11 protein-coding genes are annotated in these 19,823 nt (G+C 67.0%); 3 read left to right on the plus strand and 8 right to left on the minus strand.

The genetic code is table 11. The features are described 5' to 3' along the window. Window positions 1–162: 162 nt before the first annotated feature. The 3 genes from EYE40_RS11975 to EYE40_RS11985 are packed head-to-tail and all read right to left on the minus strand — an operon-like array spanning window position 163 to window position 2,086. Window positions 163–1,086 carry an SDR family NAD(P)-dependent oxidoreductase gene (locus tag EYE40_RS11975; RefSeq protein WP_130982161.1) on the minus strand — a complete coding sequence of 308 codons (924 nt, stop codon included), beginning with the start codon at window positions 1,084–1,086 and terminating at the stop codon, window positions 163–165. A gap of 16 nt (window positions 1,087–1,102) precedes the next feature. After that, a complete protein-coding gene (locus EYE40_RS11980; RefSeq protein ID WP_130982162.1) occupies window positions 1,103–1,438 on the minus strand; it encodes a chorismate mutase in 336 nt (111 codons plus the stop codon). 9 nt (window positions 1,439–1,447) lie between these two features. Continuing rightward, entirely contained in the window at window positions 1,448–2,086 is a 639-nt protein-coding gene (locus EYE40_RS11985) for a GNAT family N-acetyltransferase (protein ID WP_130982163.1), read from the minus strand. Window positions 2,087–2,209: 123 nt separating this feature from the next. On the opposite strand from EYE40_RS11985, the gene EYE40_RS11990 reads away from it, so the two are divergent. Further along, window positions 2,210–2,884, plus strand: a complete 675-nt coding sequence (locus EYE40_RS11990; protein ID WP_130982164.1) for a hypothetical protein — start codon at window positions 2,210–2,212, stop codon at window positions 2,882–2,884. 61 nt (window positions 2,885–2,945) lie between these two features. Here EYE40_RS11990 and EYE40_RS11995 read toward each other — a convergent pair whose 3' ends face one another. The 3 genes from EYE40_RS11995 to EYE40_RS12005 all read right to left on the minus strand — a co-directional run bounded on the left by EYE40_RS11995 (window position 2,946) and on the right by EYE40_RS12005 (window position 10,428). Then, window positions 2,946–8,075, minus strand: coding sequence for an ExeM/NucH family extracellular endonuclease (locus tag EYE40_RS11995; RefSeq protein ID WP_130982165.1), 5,130 nt, complete (start codon window positions 8,073–8,075; stop codon window positions 2,946–2,948). Window positions 8,076–8,201: 126 nt separating this feature from the next. After that, the gene (locus EYE40_RS12000) at window positions 8,202–9,101 is read right to left on the minus strand and encodes an aldo/keto reductase (protein ID WP_130982166.1); all 900 of its coding nucleotides are present in this window, start codon (window positions 9,099–9,101) and stop codon (window positions 8,202–8,204) included. 40 nt (window positions 9,102–9,141) lie between these two features. Then, window positions 9,142–10,428 carry an adenylosuccinate synthase gene (locus EYE40_RS12005; RefSeq protein WP_130982167.1) on the minus strand — a complete coding sequence of 429 codons (1,287 nt, stop codon included), beginning with the start codon at window positions 10,426–10,428 and terminating at the stop codon, window positions 9,142–9,144. A 95-nt stretch (window positions 10,429–10,523) separates the two neighbouring features. Here EYE40_RS12005 and EYE40_RS12010 point away from each other — a divergent pair, with 95 nt between their 5' ends. Then, complete coding sequence (locus tag EYE40_RS12010; protein ID WP_161972391.1) at window positions 10,524–11,798, plus strand: acyltransferase family protein; 1,275 nt, start codon at window positions 10,524–10,526, stop codon at window positions 11,796–11,798. A gap of 370 nt (window positions 11,799–12,168) precedes the next feature. Continuing rightward, window positions 12,169–12,303: a hypothetical protein gene (locus EYE40_RS15760; RefSeq protein WP_275669403.1), complete on the plus strand. Its 135-nt coding sequence runs from the start codon at window positions 12,169–12,171 to the stop codon at window positions 12,301–12,303. A gap of 32 nt (window positions 12,304–12,335) precedes the next feature. On the opposite strand, the gene EYE40_RS12015 is transcribed toward EYE40_RS15760, so the two are convergent. Both EYE40_RS12015 and EYE40_RS12020 read right to left on the minus strand, forming a co-directional pair. Continuing rightward, a complete protein-coding gene (locus tag EYE40_RS12015; RefSeq protein WP_130982169.1) occupies window positions 12,336–12,974 on the minus strand; it encodes a TrmH family RNA methyltransferase in 639 nt (212 codons plus the stop codon). A 9-nt stretch (window positions 12,975–12,983) separates the two neighbouring features. After that, a complete protein-coding gene (locus EYE40_RS12020) occupies window positions 12,984–19,808 on the minus strand; it encodes a beta strand repeat-containing protein (protein WP_130982170.1) in 6,825 nt (2,274 codons plus the stop codon). Window positions 19,809–19,823 lie beyond the last annotated feature (15 nt).

Below are 19,823 nucleotides of genomic sequence, written 5' to 3' on the forward strand. Positions count from 1 at the left end.
GCGCGCTACTCAACCAGCTGGCGCCGCCGACTGGCCTCCGCGATCTCCGTATCCCAACTGCTGCTTAGGTAAGGCGGAGTTGGGATACGGATTTGGAGGTTGCCTGCTACGGTGAGCCTGATCTCGGCGGGCTCGATCACCGGCGGTCGAGCGAAGCCGCGATCAGCTCCGCACGGCGAACGGAACGCCCGACCAGTCCTCCGCGAGCTTCCAGAGGTGCTGCCCGAACTCGGGTGAGGCGCTCGATGCGACGGGACGCGCGAGCTCCGGGCGGCCGCGGGTGAGGAACTGCGGCCCGACGAACTCGCCGCCGACGATCTCCGGGTCGATGGCCGCACGGACCGTGGACGCCGCACCGCGATTCTTGCCCTGCGAGCCGAGCATCAGGGCGTTGCCCACGCGGGACACGGTCGGAGGCTCGGACACTCCCGGACGGAACGGCGTGAGGCCGTCGATCGCGTAGCCGGGATGCGCGAGGGTTGCGGCAACCGACAGCCCGGCCGAGCGCACGCGGCGGTCCAGCTCGAGGATGAACCCCTGCACGGCATGCTTCGAGAACGCATACGCCCGGAAGAAGTCGAAGTGCCGCTCGCTCTGCAGGTCGTCAGGGTCGAGCGGCACGAGCGAGGTCGAGATGCTGCCGAGGCCGACGACGCGGCTCTCAGGGTGCCGGGTCAGCGCCGGCCAGGCGAGCGCGGTCAGCGCGAAGTGCCCGAGGAAGTTGGTGCCGAACATCAGCTCGTGACCGTCGGCGGTGACCTGTCGCGTGGAGTCGCCGGCGGTCAGCCCCGCGTTGAGGATCAGCCCGTCCAGGCGCTCGAAGCCCACGAGCTCAGCCCCCGCGGTGCGCACCGAGTCCAGCGATGCCAGGTCGAGCTCGAGCAGGTCGACGGATGCCCCGGCCACCTGCCCACGGATCGATCGGGCCGCGACATCCGCTCGCTCCAGGCTGCGCGAGGCGAGCACAACGCGCGCGCCCGCTCGGGCGAGCTGCTCGGCGGTGAAATAGCCAAGGCCGGCGTTGCCGCCCGTGATGACGAAGGTCTTGCCGATTTGGGATGGGAGAGCTGCGGGGGTCCAGGTCATCCCTCGAGCGTAGGCGTTATGCCTTGGAGATCGGCTCTGAGCGGGAGATCGGCACCGAACCGGTCGACGCGATCTGCTCGTGGTGGTGGATGACCTCGGCGACGATGAAGTTCAGGAACTTCTCCGCGAAGGCCGGGTCGAGGTGTGACTCCTCGGCGAGCGCGCGGAGGCGGGCGATCTGCACCTTCTCACGGTCGGGGTCCGACGCGGGCAGGCCGGTCGAGGCCTTCAGGCGCCCGACCGACTGGGTGAACTTGAAGCGTTCGGCGAGCAGGTGAACGAGGGCGGCGTCGATGTTGTCGATGCTCTGACGGAGGCTGCTGAGGTCGGCGGACCACTCGGAATCAGTCATGGAACAAACCTAGCGGGATGCCAGCGCCACCGGCGCTCCCGCAAAAACGTCGAGACGGGCTTCGAGGCCCGCCTTCACCTCCGGCCAGTCGTCGATGATGACCGAGTACACCGCGGTGTCGCGCCAGCTGCCGTCGGCTCGTGGGCGATCACGGCGCAGGGTGCCCTCGAACGTCGCGCCGAGACGCAGGATCGCCTTGCGGGAACGCTCGTTGCGGGCATCCGCCTGGATCTTCACACGACCGATGCCGCTGTCGAAAGCGTGGCCGAGCATCAGCAGCTTGGCCTCGGGGTTCACGGCGGTGCCCCACACGCGCGGGTCCCACGCGGTCCAGCCGATGTGCGCCGCCTCGTTGGGCAGGTCGTACTCGCCGAGCGTCGACGTGCCGACCAGGCGACCGTCGTGCTCGCCACCCTTGAGCCGCACGGCGAGAACGTCGCTCGTGTTCCACATGTACGCGGTCTCCGCCCAGGCGGCGAACTCCTCGGCCGTCGCCCGAAGGCCGGCAGGACCTCCGCCGTACCCTCCCGCGAACACCTCCGGCCTGCCGATCGCCTCGAACAGGGCGGGCAGGTCGTCGCGGGTGAGCGGTGAGATCCGGATGTAGCGGCCCTCGAGCTGAGCAGGTGCGGGGCGTTGTGCGGTCATGAAGTCATTGTCCCAGCCGAATTACCCAGTTGAGCGCGCTGTTACTCAGATTGCCCGGGATGCGCTGCTCAGTTGTGGCCGGAGCCCTGTTCGCAGCGGAATCCGACTCCTACGGTCGGAGTCATGACAACAATCCTCGTGGGAAACCCCACCCCCTCCACCGCCCCCGTGCCGAGCCTGCGCTCCGCCATCCGCCGCATCATCGGCTCCTTCCTCGCCTTCTTTGCGTTCCCGGTCAGCTTCGTGCTGCTCTGCGCGGTCGGTGTCAGCACCGCCAACCTGGGCGGTTCCTGCGCCTCCGGCGGTCCGTACCAGATCGCCGTCGAGTGCCCCGAGACCGACGGTCCCTTCGTGGCCGCGGCCGTCATCCTCATCTTCGTCGCCATCTTCGGCTACGCCCTCGCCGGCGGGTTTGGCGTCTCCCTGCTGCCCGTCGGCTGGCTCGTGCTGTTCGGCGGCTTCGGCGCGTTGTTCATCGTCGGGTTCTTCGCGATGGGACTCAGCTCGGGCATCATCGTCGGCCCGGTGTTCCTGCTGATGGCCATTGTGCCGATCGGATTTATGCTGCTCGCCGCACCGCGCGCGCTGTTCCTCGGCAAGGTGCGCGCATCCGGCGCCCAGTATTACGAAAACGAGAAGACCTACAACTCGCTGCTGCTCATCAACCCGGCGAAGGCCGCATCGCTCGTGAAGCCGCGTGCCCTCGATTGGGCGCTCAGCCTCGGTGTCGCGGCAGTCGCCATGACGAGCGGTGTGTTCGCAGCACTTGCCATCGTCGCCGCCGTCCACGCAGGCTGAAGACGACAGTTAACGACAGCGGGGCGACGGCTTTCGCCATCGCCCCGCTGCGCTATGGGTTCTACTTGACCTTCGAGGTCTTCTTGCTGGTCGCGGTCTTCGACGTGTAGCCGACCTTCGAGCCCTTCACCTTGACGGTGATGGTCTTTCCGCGGTCCGCTGCCTTCAGCACGTACGACTTGCTGATGGCACCATCGATAGCGACACCGTTGCGGTACCACTGCACCGACAGAGATACCGGTGAAGGCTTCCAGGTGCCCGGGGTCACAACCAGCTTCTTGCCGACCGCAGCCTTGCCGGAGATGCGGGGCGTGGGAGTCGCGGTGAGCACCTTGCCCACAACGACCGGTTCGCTCGCAACACTGACGGGGGTGAAGCCCGTCGCGGTGCCGGTGACGAGCACGGTGATCGCCTTGCCCGCGTCCGACTTGGTCGTCGTGTACGTCGCCTTGCTCGCACCCGAGATGGATGCCCCGTTGCGCAGCCAGCGGTAGGTGAGCTTCGACGCGACCGGCGTCCAGGCACCCACCGTTGCCGTGAGCTTCACTCCGACCGCATTGCGACCCGTGATGACCGGCACCGTGGTGTCGAAGGTTCCCGCGACGACCGTGACGCTCGTGCTCGTGAGAGCAACGGCGGGGAGGTCGTCATGGCTTCCGGTGACCGTCACGGTGATCGTCTTGCCGAAGTCGGCCGGGGTGAGCGCGTACTCAGCCTCGGTCGCACCCGCGATGGCCACGCCGGAGCGCTTCCACTGGAAGGCGAGCTCGACATCGGCCGGAGCCCAGGTGCCGGCGACCGCGGTGAGCGTCTCGCCGACGGCAGGGGTGCCCTCGATCGTCGGCGTCGCACCGGTGATGACCGGGTCGGGGTTGATCGTCACGGGGATCCGCACGGTCGTGCCCGACTCGTTCGCCACAAGGACGAGGGTGGATGCGGCAGGCAGGTCACGGGGAACCGTGAAGATCGCCGTAGCCGAGCCGAGGGCGGAGACCTTCGACTTGATCGGCTTCGCGTCGCTGCCTTCGAAGTATGCGCTCACCGTGGTGTTCAGCGGGCTGCCGAGCGAGGTGAGGTTGAGCTTCGAGAGGAGCACGGCACCGCTGAAGCCGGAGTCGAGCGCCTCGGTGGGTGCGCCCATTACGGCGACTCCGCGGCGATCGAACGAGGGGCTGAGCGGGCTGTTATCGGTGATGAAGTCGATCCAGGCGTCGCGGTCGACGAGACCGGAATCCTTCTTGGCCGTGCTCGACTTGAACACGTGGAAGTTGTCGCCACCCTCGAGGAGGAAGCTGACGGTTCCGATGCGGTAGCCGCGCGTCGGGTCGATGGGCTTGTCGTCAACCGTGATGCTTGTGATGCGGCTTCCCTCGGGGAGGGTCGCGTCGTAGGTGTAGTTCACGTTGTCCGAGAGCCCGAGTGCCAGGTACGGGCGCGAGGGAACTGCACCCGCGGTCGTACGCTGCCACTGCTGCTCGAGGAGTGTCTTGAACTGCGCACCGGTGAGGGTCGTCGTCCACAGGTTGTTGGCGAACGGGAGAACCGCGTTGGCCTGGCTGTAGGTGACGTTGCCCGCGAAGAGCTCGGCACGGAGACCGCCGGGGTTGACGACTCCGATCTCGGCTCCACCCAGGCGCTCATCGGCGAGGGTCTCGACGAAGGAGTCCGCGACGAGGTTGCCCAGTGCGGACTCGCTCGCACGGTCATCCCGAGCGGTTCCGATATAGGCGCTCGTGATGTCCTTCGCAATGGTGCCGACCGAGACGTTGCCGATCTGGGCCGCTGCGGCAAGCGCTGCGGTGACGATCGTCTTGACCTGGGCGACGCGGGGATAGGTGCTGACGAGCAGGTCGTCTGCGGTGGTGATGCGTGCCACGTTGCGGGCGGTGTAGTCCACAACGTCGTCGGTCGCGTTGTCGTAGGTGAGCACGATCTGGCCGACGTTCTCGCCGTAGCTGCCCGTCTGCAGTACGGGGCGCGTGACGCCCGCCGCCGCTCCGGGAACCTGGGCGTTCCAGACGTACTGCTTGTGCGTGTGACCGGTGAAGATCGCGTCGACGTCGGCGGTCGTGTTCTTCACGATCTCCGCGAAGGCGCTGTCGGTGAGTGCCAGTTCCTGCTCGAGGGTCGCGCCATCCGGCGTGCCGGCTCCCGCGCCCTCGTGGTACTCGGCGATGAAGACGTCGGCGAGGTCGCGCGCCTTCAGGTCGGTGACGACGCGGTTGACGGCGACCACGGGGTCACCGAACTCGAGTGTGGAGATTCCTCCGGGCGAGACGAGCGAGGGGGTCTCCTCGGTGACTGCTCCGATGACCGCGACGCGTACGCCGTCGATCTCGAAGATGTCGTACGCGTCCAGCGCCGGTGTCGTGGTGCCCGCGAGGTACACGTTCGCACCCAGGTAGCTCCAGTCGGCCGCGCTGTCCACACGACCGGTGAGGTCGCTGAAGCCCTGGTCGAACTCGTGATTGCCGACCGCGGACGAGTCAAGCTCGAGTGCGTTGAGCACGTCGATCGTCGGCTGGTCCTTCTGCGACGACGAGGCGAAGAGCGACGCTCCGATGTTGTCACCGTCGGACAGGAACAGGGTGTTGTCGTCCCCGCCCTCGGCACGCAGCTTCTCCACCGTTCCCGCGAACTTGATCGTGTTCGCATCGATACGACCGTGGAAGTCGTTGATGTTGAGCAGGTTGATGTCGACGGTTGCCGGCTCGGTCTCGGCGAGCGCGAGCCCGGCGACGATCGGGTCGTGGTCAGACGAACGGTAGGCGTCCGGTGCGTAGAAGTTCAGCGCGTTGTAGTTGTAGCGGCTGTACTCGAGGGCGATCGACTCGACGGAGTTGATGTTCCAGATGTCGACGCCGGTCACCGACTCGTTCGCGGCACCCGATGCGAAGATGTGGTCCAGCGAACCGCTTGCGCCGTCGAACGAGTAGGTCTCCTTGCCGGTCGTGGCGCCGAGGTCAACGAATCCTGCACCGAGGATGACGTCGATCGGGTCTTCCTTGAGGTACGCGTTGAAGTCACCGCTCAGCAGGATGCGATCGGTGGCCTTCTGCGTCTTCAGCATGTTGGCGAAGGCGACGAGCGCCTGGGCCTGGGCCACTCGTGAGGCGTTCGAGAAGCCCTGTCCGTCTCCCGCGTCGGTGTTGCCGGTGCCGCTGCCCGATCCCTTCGACTTGAAGTGGTTGACGATCGCGAGGAACTCGGTTTCGGCGCCGCCGCCCTTGAGGGCGAACTCCTGCGCGAGCGGCTGGCGGGCATTGGCGAAGGCCGGGTCATCCAGAATCACGGACGAACCGACGGTCTCGACAACCGCGCTCTTGTAGATGAAGGCGGTGCGGATGACGTCTTCGCTGGCGGGAAGCGCAGCGGGGGACGGCACAAACGACCAGACGTTGGAACCGGCTGCCGTGTTGAGCGCAGCGGTCAGGGTCTGGAGCGCCTCGTCGCGGGGCTTGTTGAACCGCGCGGAGTTCTCGATCTCCTCGAGCGCGACAACGTCGGCGTCGAGCGAGTTCAGGGCGGCGACGATCTTGTCCTGCTGGCGCTTGAGGTTGGCCGGGTTGGCCGCTCCGCGCGCGTCGCAGCCTGCGTTGACCGTGACGGGAAGGCCCGCGCGGTCGTTGTAGTAGGTGCAGGTTCCGAGTGTGTCACCCGTGGTGGAGAAGTAGTTCAGCACGTTGAACGTCGCGAAGGTCGCGTCGCCACCGACGGGCAGGGGTGCTGCCGTACGGGTGTTGGCGAAAGTCGCGGGCTGCACGGTCGAGGCGTTGGCGGTCGTGAGCTGCTGCGTCGGCTGGTAGTTCCAGGCCGAGAAGCGGTAGTCGAGGATGACCGGCTTCGTGAACGTGACGGCCGCGCCCGTGCGCACCGGTGCGGTGAGCGAGAGGTAGGGCAGCTCGGTGTCCTTCGAGGTGTTGAAGTTCACGCTGGCACCATCGTCGAGCGTGATGGCGCGGCCGGCGTTCGAGGCGACGAGGGCCGTGTACTCGGCGCTGCCGGGCTCGGTCACCGCCGTCGGGGTGGCGAGCGGCTTCGTTCCGGGGTTGAGCACAACCGATCCGAAGTAGTTGGTGTCGTAGGTGTCGGTGACCGTGAAGGCACCGGCCGGAGCGACGAGCATGCTCTCGGCTGCCTCGCGCTGAGCGATCGGCACCTCGGTGCTGATCGGCTGCACGGGGGCGGCGGTCTCGGTCAGCACGGTGAGTTCGCCGGCTGCGACGGTGACCTCGGTGAGTCCCTGGAACTCGCTCACGGGGCCGGTGACCTCGACGTAGGAACCGATCGGCGCCGCTGCGGCCGTCGCCGACGAGAAGACGAAGACGGCGTTCGATGCGGTGTGGCTCGCGAAGTCGACGGCTCCACCGGTTCCCGGCGTCTGGATGACGTAGCCGTTGAACGTGCCGGCACCGGAGCCGTAGTTGGCCGTGACGATGCCGCGCGTGGTGACGGTGGACCCGACGAGCGGGCTCGTCGCGGTGCTGCCCTGGATCTCCGCGATCGTCGCGGTGACGGCGACGGGCGGATCGGTGGGCTCCGGGTCGGGCGTGGTGCCGGTTCCCGTGGAGTTGCGGGGCGAGGGAGCCGCCGTAGTGAAGTCGGTGCCGTTGACGTCGGAGTCAGCGGCCGCCGCGCGGTTCTGCGAGAGCGCGAGGCCACCGGCGGGGGCGACCGTGCCCTCGAACGTGAGCGACGTGCCCCAGCCGACGAGGTCCTCGATGGCCGGGTTGCCCACGAGGGAACCGGTGCCCACCGGGAGTGCCGTGGTCTGGTTGGCGAGGAAGAGGCTGCCGCCGGCACCGCCGGACGCGAATGCTGTGGTCTGGTCGGGGGTCGGGAGGGGGCTGGTGTTCGTCGCGGATCCGGCGCCTCCGACGAGGAAGTACCCTCCGGCCTTGACGATTCCGGTGAGGGGGAAGATGTTGCTCGGAGCGGTGGTGGTCGCGGGCGCGCGGTACTGCAGTGACTTTCCGGTCAGGTTGATGTCGCTGCCGGTCGGGTTGAAGAGCTCGACGAAGCGCGGGTACGCGGATCCGCCGCTGCCGCCGTTGTTGAAGGCCTCGTTGATGACGAGTCCCGTGCCGGCCGTATTGGCGGACGCGGGACCAGCAACAATGGGTGCTGCTGTGAGCGCGAGCGCTGTAAGCGCTGCGAGACCGAGTTTGGCTCGGCGATTCGGTGCGTGCATGACATTTCTCCCTCAGAGCGCGAACGTGCGCGCGATCATTCAAGGGAGGCGGGGTGCCCGCGGGGTGCCCACAAGGTGAACAATCCGTAGCTGGGTGGCGACCATTGGCCGCCACCCGAACGGGGGCTACGAGAGGGCGGCGAGTTCCTCGGCCGTGAGCTCGATGACGTTCATCAGCGCCGGCACCTGGGCGACGGTTCGGGCGCTCGCGATCGGCGCACCGACGACATCCTGCGCCCGCAACCACGCCAGCGCGACGGATGCCACGTCGGCGCCGTGGGCGGTGGCGACGTCATCCAGTGTCGACAACAGCTCGATGTTCGCGGGCACCTCGAGGTAGCGGGATGCGCCACCCGCGCGCGGCGAGTCGACGGCGGGCCCACCGGCGCGGTACTTGCCGCTCAGGAAGCCGCTTGCGAGCGAGGAGTAGGGCAGCTCGGTGATGCCGAGCTCGGCGAGGGTCGGGACGAGGCCCGTCTCGATGCCGCGCTCGACGAGGCTCCAGCGGTCCTGCGCGAAGGTGAAGGGCGTGAGGCCCTGCGCTTTCGCGATCTCGACCGCGCTGCGCACGCGATCCGCCTCGAAGTTGGAGGCGCCGACCGCGCGCACCTTGCCCGCCTTCACGAGGGCGTCGAACGCGGCGACGTACTCCTCCTGCGCAACATCCTTGTCGTCGTTGTGCGCGTAGTAGAGGTCGATGTAGTCGGTCTGCAGACGGCGCAGCGAGTCATCGACGGCTGCCGCGAGGTTGGCGGCGCTGAGTCCGGGCCGCGCCTCGAGCGAGGAGACCTTGGTCGCGATGTGCACGCTGTCGCGATTGCCTCGGGATGCGACCCACTCCCCGATGATCTCCTCGGAGTCACCGCCGGCGTTGCCGGGCACCCATGCGCTGTACACGTCGGCCGTGTCGATGGATCGCCCGCCCGCCGCCACGAAGGCGTCGAGAACGGCGAAGCTCTCGTCCTTGTTGGCGGTCCAACCGAATACGTTGCCGCCGAGTACTACCGGTCCCAGTTCAGAAGTCATGCTTAACCCAACAGCCGTCGGGCCGGCGTATTCCGAGTGTCTAGTCGAGCAAATCGTGCCGCACGATGATGGCCTCGCGGTCGGGGCCGACGCCGATGGCCGAGATGCGGGATCCGCTCATCGCCTCGATTGCGAGCACGTAGGACTGGGCGTTCGCGGGCAGGTCCTCGAAAGTGCGGGCACCCGTGATGTCCTCTTCCCAGCCGGGGAACTCCTCGTAGATGGGCTTCGCGTGGTGGAAGTCGGACTGCGAGGCGGGCACCTCGTCGACGCGCTTGCCGTCCACCTCGTAGGCGACACACACCGGTATGACGGAAAGGCCGGTGAGCACATCCAGTTTCGTCATCACGAAGTCGGTCACGCCGTTGATGCGCGCCGAGTAGCGGGCGATCGGGGCGTCGTACCAACCGGTGCGGCGCGGGCGGCCGGTCGTGGTGCCGAACTCGAAACCCTTCGAGCGCAGGAACTCGCCCGACTCGTCGTGCAGCTCGGTCGGGAAGGGACCGGCGCCGACGCGGGTCGTGTACGCCTTGACGATGCCGATGACGCGGTCGATGCGGTTGGGGGCGACGCCGGATCCGGTCGCCGCACCCCCCGAGGTCGAGTTGGAGGAGGTCACGAACGGGTAGGTGCCGTGGTCGACGTCCAGCATGGTCGCCTGGCCGCCCTCGAAGAGCACGATCTTGCCGGCGTCGAGAGCCTGGTTCAGCAGGAGGCTCGTGTCGGCGACCATCGGCCGGAGACGTTCGGCGTAGGCGAGCAGGTCATCCACGATCTCATCGATCTGAATGGCGCGGCGGTTGTAGATCTTGACGAGAAGGTGGTTCTTCTGGTGCAGCGCACCCTCCACCTTCTGGCGCAGGATGTTCTCGTCGAACAGGTCCTGGATGCGGATGCCGACCCGGTTGATCTTGTCGGCGTAGGCCGGGCCGATGCCGCGACCGGTCGTGCCGATCTGGCGCTTGCCGAGGAAGCGCTCGGTGACCTTGTCGAGCGTGCGGTGGTACTGGGTGATGACGTGCGCGTTCGAGGAGACGAGCAGGCGCGAGACGTCGACGCCACGAGCAACGAGTGCGGTCAGTTCGTCAAACAGCACCTCGATGTCGATGACGACACCGTTCGCGATCACCGGGATCACGCCGGGGCTCAGGATGCCGGACGGCAGCAGGTGCAGCGCATACTTCTCATCGCCCACAACGACGGTGTGGCCGGCATTGTTGCCGCCGTTGAACTTCACGACGTAGTCGATGCGGCTGCCGAGAAGGTCGGTGGCCTTGCCTTTACCCTCATCGCCCCACTGGGCGCCGATGATGACTATCGCTGGCATGACGGGACCTCTCGATGGAACGGGATTACACCCAATTCTAGAGCGAAGACGATAACCTTCCTGTGAACTGTGTGGTTTGGGGTGAAGGAGGGTCTGTGGCGTCGGACGTGGCCCCCCGCATCGAGCGTGATTCGGCGGTCGATCTCGTCAAAGCGGTCTGCCTTCTCATCGTCGTCGGCCTGCACGCGCTGATGGCCGGGGTCACCGTTGGCGACGGGGGTCTCGCCGTCACGAACTCGCTCGAAGGCCATCCGATCTTCGCCTGGGCGACGTGGGGCGTGCAGATCATGCCGCTGTTCTTCCTGCTCGGTGGCTTCTCGAGCCTCACCCAGTGGCGCCGGATGAAAACGGGCGGCGCGACGGCCGGCGACTACATCCGTCAGCGGGTGCAGCGTCTCGCGCATCCCGCACTGCTGCCGATCGCGCTCGTCGCGGGCTGCCTCGCCGCCGTCGCGCTGACCGGGGTCTCGAACGAAGTGCTCAGCCAGGTCGGCTTCCGCATCGGGCAGCCTCTGTGGTTCCTCGCCGTCTACCTTGGCTGCGCGGGCTTCGTGCCGCTGATGGCCCGCCTGCACGACGCCCACCCGAGACTGACGCTGTTCGGCCTGCTCGCGCTGTCGATTTGTGTGGATGTCACATCCCGCGCCCTCGAAGCACCCGGCCTCGGCGCGCTCAACTTCCTGTTCGTCTGGCTCTTCATCCAGCAACTGGGGTTCTGGTACGCGGACGGTTGGTTCCTCCGCCGTAACCGCTGGCTGCTGCTCGCTCTCGCGCTCGGCGCGTTCGGGCTGCTCACCGGTCTCACGATGGGGCTCGGCTACTCGACCGACATGTACGTGAACCTGAACCCGCCGACGATCTGCATCCTCGTGCTCGGGGTCGGCCAGCTGCTGCTGTTCAGTGCTGCGCATCCCTGGCTCGTGCGAATGGCCCACGTGCCGTCGCTGCAGCGCGCCGCGGCCGGGGTGAACCGGCACTCGATGACGATCTACCTCTGGCACGTTCCGGTCGTGGTGCTGGTGGCCCTCACCATGATGACCGCGCGTCTGCCCTTCCCTGAGCCGCTCAGCCGGGCCTGGTGGGAGACGAGGCCGCTGTTCCTGCTCGCCATCGCCGTCGGCCTTGTTCCCGTTGTGCTGTTGGTCGCCTACTACGACAGTCGTCAGCGGGCGCTTGTGCAGCGATCGACGCCGGGCTGGCTTGCGGCGATCAAGGTAGCGCTCGCGGTTGCGGGGGTGGCGATCATCCTGCTCGTCGGATTCACACCCGCACCAGCTGCGGCAATCGCGATAGCGCTGCTCTTTCTCGCGGTGCGCCTGCAGGTGCTGCGGAGGCGGCGCGTTCACCCGCCGAGCGAGTCGCTGCCGTAGTCCCTCGATAAGCTGAGACATTCCCAGTTCAGGTCGACGGGGACTTCCTGCGGACCGTCGAGTTCGAGAACGGCCTGCAGGTCGACATCTACGTGCTCGGCTATGGCGAGAGCGCGAAGGACTCGTCGCCGACGTCCGAGTCGAATGGCGAGAGCCCGTTCCCCGCGGGATCGCCCGAGGTGGCCGTCGCCTTAGTCCTCTCCAACCCGACGGATGACCCGATCGATGTCTGGCGCTTCCGCCAGGTCGGCTCCTTCGAGGGAGCCGAGTACTTCGCCACCTTCAGTTCCGACGGCCAGGACGCGACCCACCTGAAGCTCGGATACGAGTCGGCCCCTACGAGCAGTTCGAGAATTCGGATGCCCCGTGGTTGCTCGAACCCGGCGACACCACGTACTACGCCGACACAATCCTGCTCGAGCAGACCGGCCTGCTGAACGACACCCTTCAACTCGGAACCGGCGAGCGGGTGGAAGACTTCGAGTTGCAGTTCGACGTCAACTGACTGGCCGCTGTCCGCGGAGGAGCCGATTCTGTTCAGGCGAAGGAAACGTGCTGCATGACCCACGCGTGCATGGCAACGGCGGCCGCCGCTGACGCGTTGATGCTGCGCGTACTTCCAAACTGGCTGATCTCCACGATCGCCTCCGACGCGGCGATCGCCTCGGCTGACAGGCCCGGCCCTTCCTGCCCAAAGAGCAGGACACAACGCTTCGGAAGCGCGTAGGTCTCGAGCAGTACGCTGCCCGGCACATTGTCGATCGCGATGACCGGCAGCTCCTCCCCGGCCGCCCAGGCAGTGAAGGCCGCGACATCCTCGTGGTGCAGCACGTGCTGGTAACGATCGGTGACCATGGCCCCGCGCTTGTTCCAGCGCTTGCGTCCGATGATGTGAACGGTGTCGGCTCCGAAGGCGTTGGCGCTGCGCACGATCGAGCCGATGTTCATGTCGTGCTGCCAGTTCTCGATTGCTACATGAAAGGGATGCCGCCGCTCATCCAAATCACTGATGATCGCTTCCATGCTCCAGTAGCGATACCGGTCGATGACGTTGCGCGTGTCCCCCCGCTCGAGCAGCTCGCGGTCGTACCACGGCTCGAGTGGAAGGTCTCCGACCCACGGCCCGACGCCGTGGGTCGTCAGCTCAACGCTGGGGTTGTTCGGTGTATCGGTCACCCTCCGAGGCTAGACCCGTGCGCGACGACGCCGGCGTCCTAGCATCATGAGGCAGAAGCCGAGGATGAGCAGGGCAACGGCCATGACCAGCGCGAGCTGCATTTCGACACCGGTGATCACGAGGCTGAGGCGCGCACGGGCGGTGAAGGGGTCTCCCCCGTCAACGGTGTGCACAACTCCCGCCGAGTTGGTCAGCGGCACGAGATTGCCCGCGAGGTTGCGCAGCGGGTTTCCGGTCGGAACTCCTGCGGCGTCCGTCTCGGGCACAACGATGGTGGCGATGACCTCGACGTTGTCCGAGTGGGTCTGGAAGGCGCCCAGGCGGTAGGTCCCTTCCGAGAAGAACGACTGCCCGGGAGCGAATTCACCCTCCCACGGTCCGCTCGCCACGAAATCGTACGCCGCGGGTCCACCGATCGGTGACAGGTCGGCGGTCCAGCCGGCGTCGATCGGGGGGCCGGAGATCGTGACATCCTTCACATCGAGGCTGGTCAGCGTCGTGGTTCCGGTGTTCGTGATGACCCAGTGGATGGTGCGCTGGGAACCGGGAGCGACCTGTACCGCGTTGGCGGCAGTGTCGGCATCCTGGTCGGCGTTCATGGCCGACTTTGACGGCACGATCCAGTTTCCGAGCGCATCCTTGACAGCGGGGTCCGGAGTGTCCCCGTCGTACTTGATGACCTGCACCGCGCCGGTGACGGCGTTGTAGAGGTCATGGTCGGTGACGGCGATCGACGAGTCGGCGCCTACGGCCGTCACGGTGACATCATCCGCGTGCGGTGCATCCGTGGCATTCACGGTGAGCTGGGCCGTGCCGTAGATCCAGTCGCCCGGCTCCCAGACCGCCGCTCCGTTGTGGGTGGCCGCCCAGTCCGCGGTGAGCGCCCCGCCGACCAGCGATGCAGTTGCGGTGGTGGTGTCGGGGAACGTCCAGACGAGAGACTGCACACTGGCCCCAGCCAGCGTCTCATCGGAGAGCGTTACGTCGATCAGGTCCTCGTCGCCCGTGTTCTGCACGCGGACCACGACGGTGCGGGTCTCGCCGGGCTCGTAGTCCTCGGCGTCGAGCATGGAGTCGGCGTCGTTCGCGATGGTGGTTCCCGTGCCGTCACCCTTCTCGATGTCGACGAACGGGCCGATGCCGCTCTTCGCGTGGAACGGGTCTTCGTCGTCGACGAGCACGGGGTCGCCCGAGTCGTCGAGCGCGATCGAGGCCGTGCCCGGCACCACGATGTTTGCGGTGACCGTCACGAGGTCGGCGTGCGATCCGTTGGCGGGCAGCGTGAGCGTGCCGGTGGCGAAGAACGATGCGCCGGGGGGCAGGATCCCGGGCCACGGCGTGCCGGGCACGAAGGTGTACTGCGCCGGTCCACCGAAGTCGCTGAGGTCTGCCGTCCAGATGCCGGGTACGTCCGTGACGCCGGTGACGGGGTTGCGCAGGTCGATGTTCGTCAATGACGTCGTGCCAGTGTTGGTGACGACCCAGCGCACGGTCTGCGGGGTGTTGACGGGGTAAACGACGGCGTGGTCGGTGTCGTTCGCGTCCTGGTCGTCAGACACCAGCGGCTTGGTCGGGATGACCCAGGCACCCGGTCCGCCCACCGCGGGGTCGGCGACCTCGCCGTCGTACTCGATGACCTGGATGCCTCCGGTGAACGCGTTGTAGTCGTTCGTGTCGGTGACGGGCGTGTTGGTGTTCGTTCCGGTCGCCGTCACCGTCACGCGGTCGGTGTGCGCCACGGAGCCGAGGCCGACCGTGAGCGTCGCGGTTCCGGTGATGATCTCGCCGGGCTTCCACGATGTCGCCGCGGGGAGCACAGCCGTCCAGGTGGAGCCGACCAGCACGGCCGGAACTACATCGTTGTTCGGCAGTGTCCAACTGAGGTCACTCACGATCGCGCCGGTGAGTGACACATCAGTGAGCGTGATGTCCTCGAGGTCGTCCGTGCCGGTGTTCGTGACGGTGATGTCGATCTGGCGCGATTCGCCCGCCGAGTAAGCCGCCGCGTCGGGCATGGTGTCGGCCGCGTTGCCCAGCTCGTCACCCTTCACGATCGACACCCTCGCGCTGACGAAGGTCGGGTTCTTGAGCTCGACAGCAGTGACGCCGAGCGCGCTCATGGTGATCGGGTCACCATTGGCAGAAGTGGTCGCCCCGGTGATCAGGGTCGGGATGCCCCAGCTCGAGCCGGCCGGAAGCCCGCCCGTCGGCGCGGTCTCCGTGATGGTCACGACAGTGCCCTGGGGGATACCGGGTGAGGTGAAGACGCCGCCGTTGACGATCGAGAACGTGCCGGGCGTCGCCTTGCCCGGGTAGTCCCAGGTTCCGGTGAAGAGGTGGCCCGCCGTGAGCGTGGAGGCAGCCGGGCCGGTCACGTTCTTCGTGATCGAGAACTGAACGAGCTGGGTCGTCGGGTTGAGCAGGCCGACCGCAACCGTGGTCGCGTTGCCGATGACGAGGCTTGCGCCGTCGGCTGTCACGGTGACTCCCGAGCCGCTGAAGATCGGGTCGCCCCAGGTCACGTCGGCGATGTTCGCGGGAGCGTCCTCCTTCACGAGCACGGTCGTGCCGGTCGGCAGCGCCGGGCTCGTGAAAGTCGGAGACGCCTTGGTGACGGTCGTTGTGGTCCAGGTCGTGCCGCCGTCGGTGGAGTACTGCAGGGTGAACGGGGTGTTCGCGGGAACGGAGGCCGTGGCATCCGCACCCACCGACTTGGTGATCGAGAATCGACCGGTCAGCTGGGTCGTCGGGTTCTCCAGCCCGACGGCGACGGTCGTACCGTTGCCGACCGTGAGCCGGGCCACGCCCGCCGTCGTCGTCACGCCCGCGCCGCTGTAGACCGGGGTGCCCCAGGCGACGTCGACGATGTCGGCCGTGGGGGCGACCTCGCGCACGCGCACCTGGGTTCCGGTCGGAACACCGGCGATGGTGAACGTGGGTGCGTTCTTCGAAACGGTGCGGTTGGTCCAGGTGGTCCCGCCGTCGACCGAGTACTGCACGACGAATGAGTAGCCGTTCGTCACGGACGCCGCACCGGTCCCGGTGACCGCCTTCGTCACCGAGAAGCTGCCGAGCAGCTGGGTCGCCGGGTTCTCGATGCCGACGGCGAGATCGGAGTTGGCGACGACCGTGAAGCTTGCGACGCCTGCGGTGGTCGTGACTCCTGTTCCCGAGTAGACGGGGGTGCCCCACTCCACGTCGGCGATGTTCGCGGTCGGTGCGGTCTCCCTGACGAGCACTGAGCTGCCGGCCGGGAGGCCGGTGACGGTGAAGCTCGGCGAGGCCTTGGAGACCGTTCTCGGAATCCAGGTTGTGCCGCCGTTGGTCGAGTACTCGACGGTGAAGGCATACGCGTTGCCGACCGAGCCCGCGCCGGTGCCGGTCACCGACTTGGTGACGCTGAAGTCCCCGAGCTGCTGGGTGATGGGGTTGTTGAGAGCGACGGCGACCAGTGTTCCGTCGCCGGTGACAAAGCTCGTCACTCCGGCCGTGGTGGTCACGCCGGGGCCGCTGAAGACGGGGGTTCCCCACGTCGCGTTGGGCAGGTTGTTGGTGGAAGACAGCTCCCGAACGAGTACCGTCGTGCCGGTCGGGATTCCGTTCACCGAGACGGTTGAGTCGCGCGTGACGGGCGCGTCGATCCAGTTGGCGCCGTTGTCGACGGAGTACTGCAAAGCGAAGGACCGTCCGGCGGGTACCAAGGACTCGGCGGTGCCGGTGACCGTCTTGGCAACGGTGAAGCCGCCGGTCAGCTGGGTGGTCGGGTTCTGAAGAGCGACATCGAGGGATGCCCCCTCGGCCATCGTGAAGGTCGCGGTGCCGTTGGCGTTGCTCGTGACGCCCGTGCCGGACCAGACGGGCGTGCCCCAGACGACGCTGGCGGGTGCTCCGACGGGAGTCGCCTCGGTGAGGGTGACGACCGCACCGCGCGGAATCGGGTCGGAGAACGTCGAAGTGCCGCCCTTGGTGACGGTGAGCGTGCCGGATCCCCCGGTGTAGCTGTAGTTGACGGAGAACGACTGCGCGTTGGCGACAGAGCCAGCGGCAGCACCGGTGACGGACTTGCTGACGCGGAAGGTGCCCGCCTCGTACAGCGTGTTCGTGACGGTGAACTCGACTGCGGTGTTGCCAGTGACGAGTGCGGCCGTGGACGGGCTGATCACAACCGTCTTATATGCCGTGGTTCCGGACTCGGCGACGGTGACGAAGGTACCGGTGGGCACGGCGACCGGTGAACTCGTGGCGCCCGCAACCAGTGTGATGGTACCCGCCGCTCCTAGGGACAGGGCGTTGCCGCGGAAGTCCGTGGCTGTCGCGATCATCGTGAACGTCTGCCCAGCGACCGGAACGCCCGGACCGGCCAGGGCCTTCGCAACAGTGAATGATGCGTTCGCCGTGTAGCCCGCATCGATGTCGTGGTTGACCCAGCCCGCGGGACCGGCCGAGAAGGTGACGACGCCGGAGGAGGGGTTGGGATCAGAACCGGCGAGCGCCGAGCCACCGGTGCTGGTGAGTGATGCGTCGGACCAGGCGATCGTCCCGAAGGCTGCCGCGTTGGGACCGGTCAGAGTCAGGTTGCCGGCCGGTTTGACGAAGGTGATCGTATAGTCGCCGCCGTCCGCAACAAAACCTGTTCCCGCGTAATAGGCCGAGTCGGGGTCGGACGAGAAGTAGTAGCTGCCGTCCGCTGCGGTCGTCACGCTCTTGATGAGCGTGCCGCCCTTGCGGAGTTCGACCGTTGCGCCTGCGATGGCGGGCTCATCGGCGTCCTGAATGCCGTCCTGGTCGGCGTCGAACCAGACGCGGTTTCCGACCTCGATGGGCGCGGCTTCGGCGAGCAGCTGCACAGCTCCGAGTCCACCACCCTTCTGGAACGTTCCGGATGACGTGGACGTGGTCGACCCGCCCGGGTCGGCCGTGTGCTCGTAGCCCGCGATGTTCGCGCCGTTCGTCGTCGAGTACCAGCTGGTGCCCGCGAGGCGGATTCCGGCGAGAGGGTCGTAGGCGGTGGTCACGACCTCCTTGGTGCCGCGGATGCCCGCGAGCGCGCCGAGTGCCACCTCCTGGTGGGTGGTGCCGTCGCCGACGTTCATGCGGTCGTTGTAGAACTCGAATCCGCCAGGTCCCTGCGCCGCGTTCTGCGTCGCGGTGGTGCGTGCTCCGGCAGTTCCGTTGGACTCCAGGGTCCAGGAGTTGCCGTTGTTCGTCGACGCGATGAGGATGTCGCCGCTGGCGCCCGTCTCGTAGTGGTTGGTCGAGGGGCTCTCTGTAGAGAAGTTGCGGTTGCCACCCTGGATCGAGGTTCGGTCAGAGAATCCGAGAGTGAGGTAGTTGGATTCGTCGAAGTACAGTCCGCTCAGAACGGGCTGCGGGTACATGTGCCATCCCGCGCCGGCCTCGGAGACGCGGCCCCCGGTCCACGACCAGGTTCCCGTCCAGGTGTTCCACCGCTGTGACTGAGGGGCGAGAACGTTGCTGTAGATATCGCCCTTGGCATAGCCGAGGGATGCACCGTTCAGCACCGTGGTGAAGGTCGAGCCGGAGGAGACGGGGAGAGCGGTGCGCATGACGTTCGCCGTCATGCCTGCTGCGGCCGCGGACTGGCCGGGGTTGAATCCGGCTACCGTCTCGCCGGTCGACACCCAACCGACGTAGAGCTGGTCGTTGTGAAGAGTGAGAGCCCAGGGGCGCTGGCCGACCGTGAGCCCGAGGGGAGTCGTGGAGATGACCGTCGGCGAGTTGATCGTCGTGATGTCGATGGCGACGAGCGTCTTGTTGAACAGGTTGATCAGGTAGAGCGTCTTGCCGTCGGCGCTGACCGTCATCCCGCCGATGCCGACGGTGCCCGCCTTGGCGAACGCGTCGGCGTCGTAGGCGGAGTCCCCAGCGCCCTTCAGCCCGCGCGCGTCGTTGGACTGCACCGTGCCGAGCGGGATGTTGAGGGGCGCGGCGGTGATGTCCTTCCACGCGCTCACGGTGGACCCGGTCGAGACAGTGCCCGTCGAGGTCAGCACATTGCTGATGCGGTAGATACCGCCGATGCCGAGCGTGCCGAGACCCGAGTGACGCTTGTAGGTCGCCGAGACGAAGATGTCGTTCGCGCTCGGGCGGTATGCGGTGCCCCAGACGGAGCCGACCTGGCCGAACGTGGCCAGGGTGGTACGGCCCGCGAAGGCTGTGGCGCCGGTCGAGGTCGACCCGTTCGCGGGCTGGTTGAGCGAGTACGGGGCAGCGACGACGGCAGGATTGGCGCTCGCATCGGCGGAGGCGGGCGTGCCGGTGTAGATGGGCTGGCCGGAGTACTGGATCGCTGTGACGAGCGGGGCGTTCGACTGGGAGTAGGTCTCGGGCACATTGGCACCGAAGTTGACGTTGCTGGCACCCAGAGACACGAACTGCACGTTCGAACCATTGCGCGTGCCGGCCGTGGCGTTGTACATGGGTGACGGCGTGAATCCGGCGGGAAGTCCCGTGAATTCCACACGGAGGGTGCCGGGGAGAGCACCGGTGGTGCCGGTGATTGTCCACTGACCGAGCGCAGCGGACGACGCGGACGACGTCGTGGTGCCGAAGACTGCATTGGCCGAATTGTATGCCGTGATTGTCACGCCGCCGATGCCGGTGTCGACTGCGACCCCACTGTGCGCAGCGACGGTCGTGTCGAACCGGCCGTTCGCGTTGAAGTCACGGAAGACGGTGCCCGAGACGGAGCCGGTGGCTGCCTGCGCTGCCTGCGGAGCTGCCGAAAGGGTCAGGCCGGAGACGACGACCATTGTCGCGAGCGTCGCCGCGACTACTCGGAAACTGCGTGCGCGCTTAAGTCCAGCCAGCATGACTGATGTGCTCCA

It is taken from the genome of Glaciihabitans arcticus, from assembly GCF_004310685.1.
GTDB classification, from domain to species: Bacteria; Actinomycetota; Actinomycetes; order Actinomycetales; family Microbacteriaceae; genus Conyzicola; species Conyzicola arctica.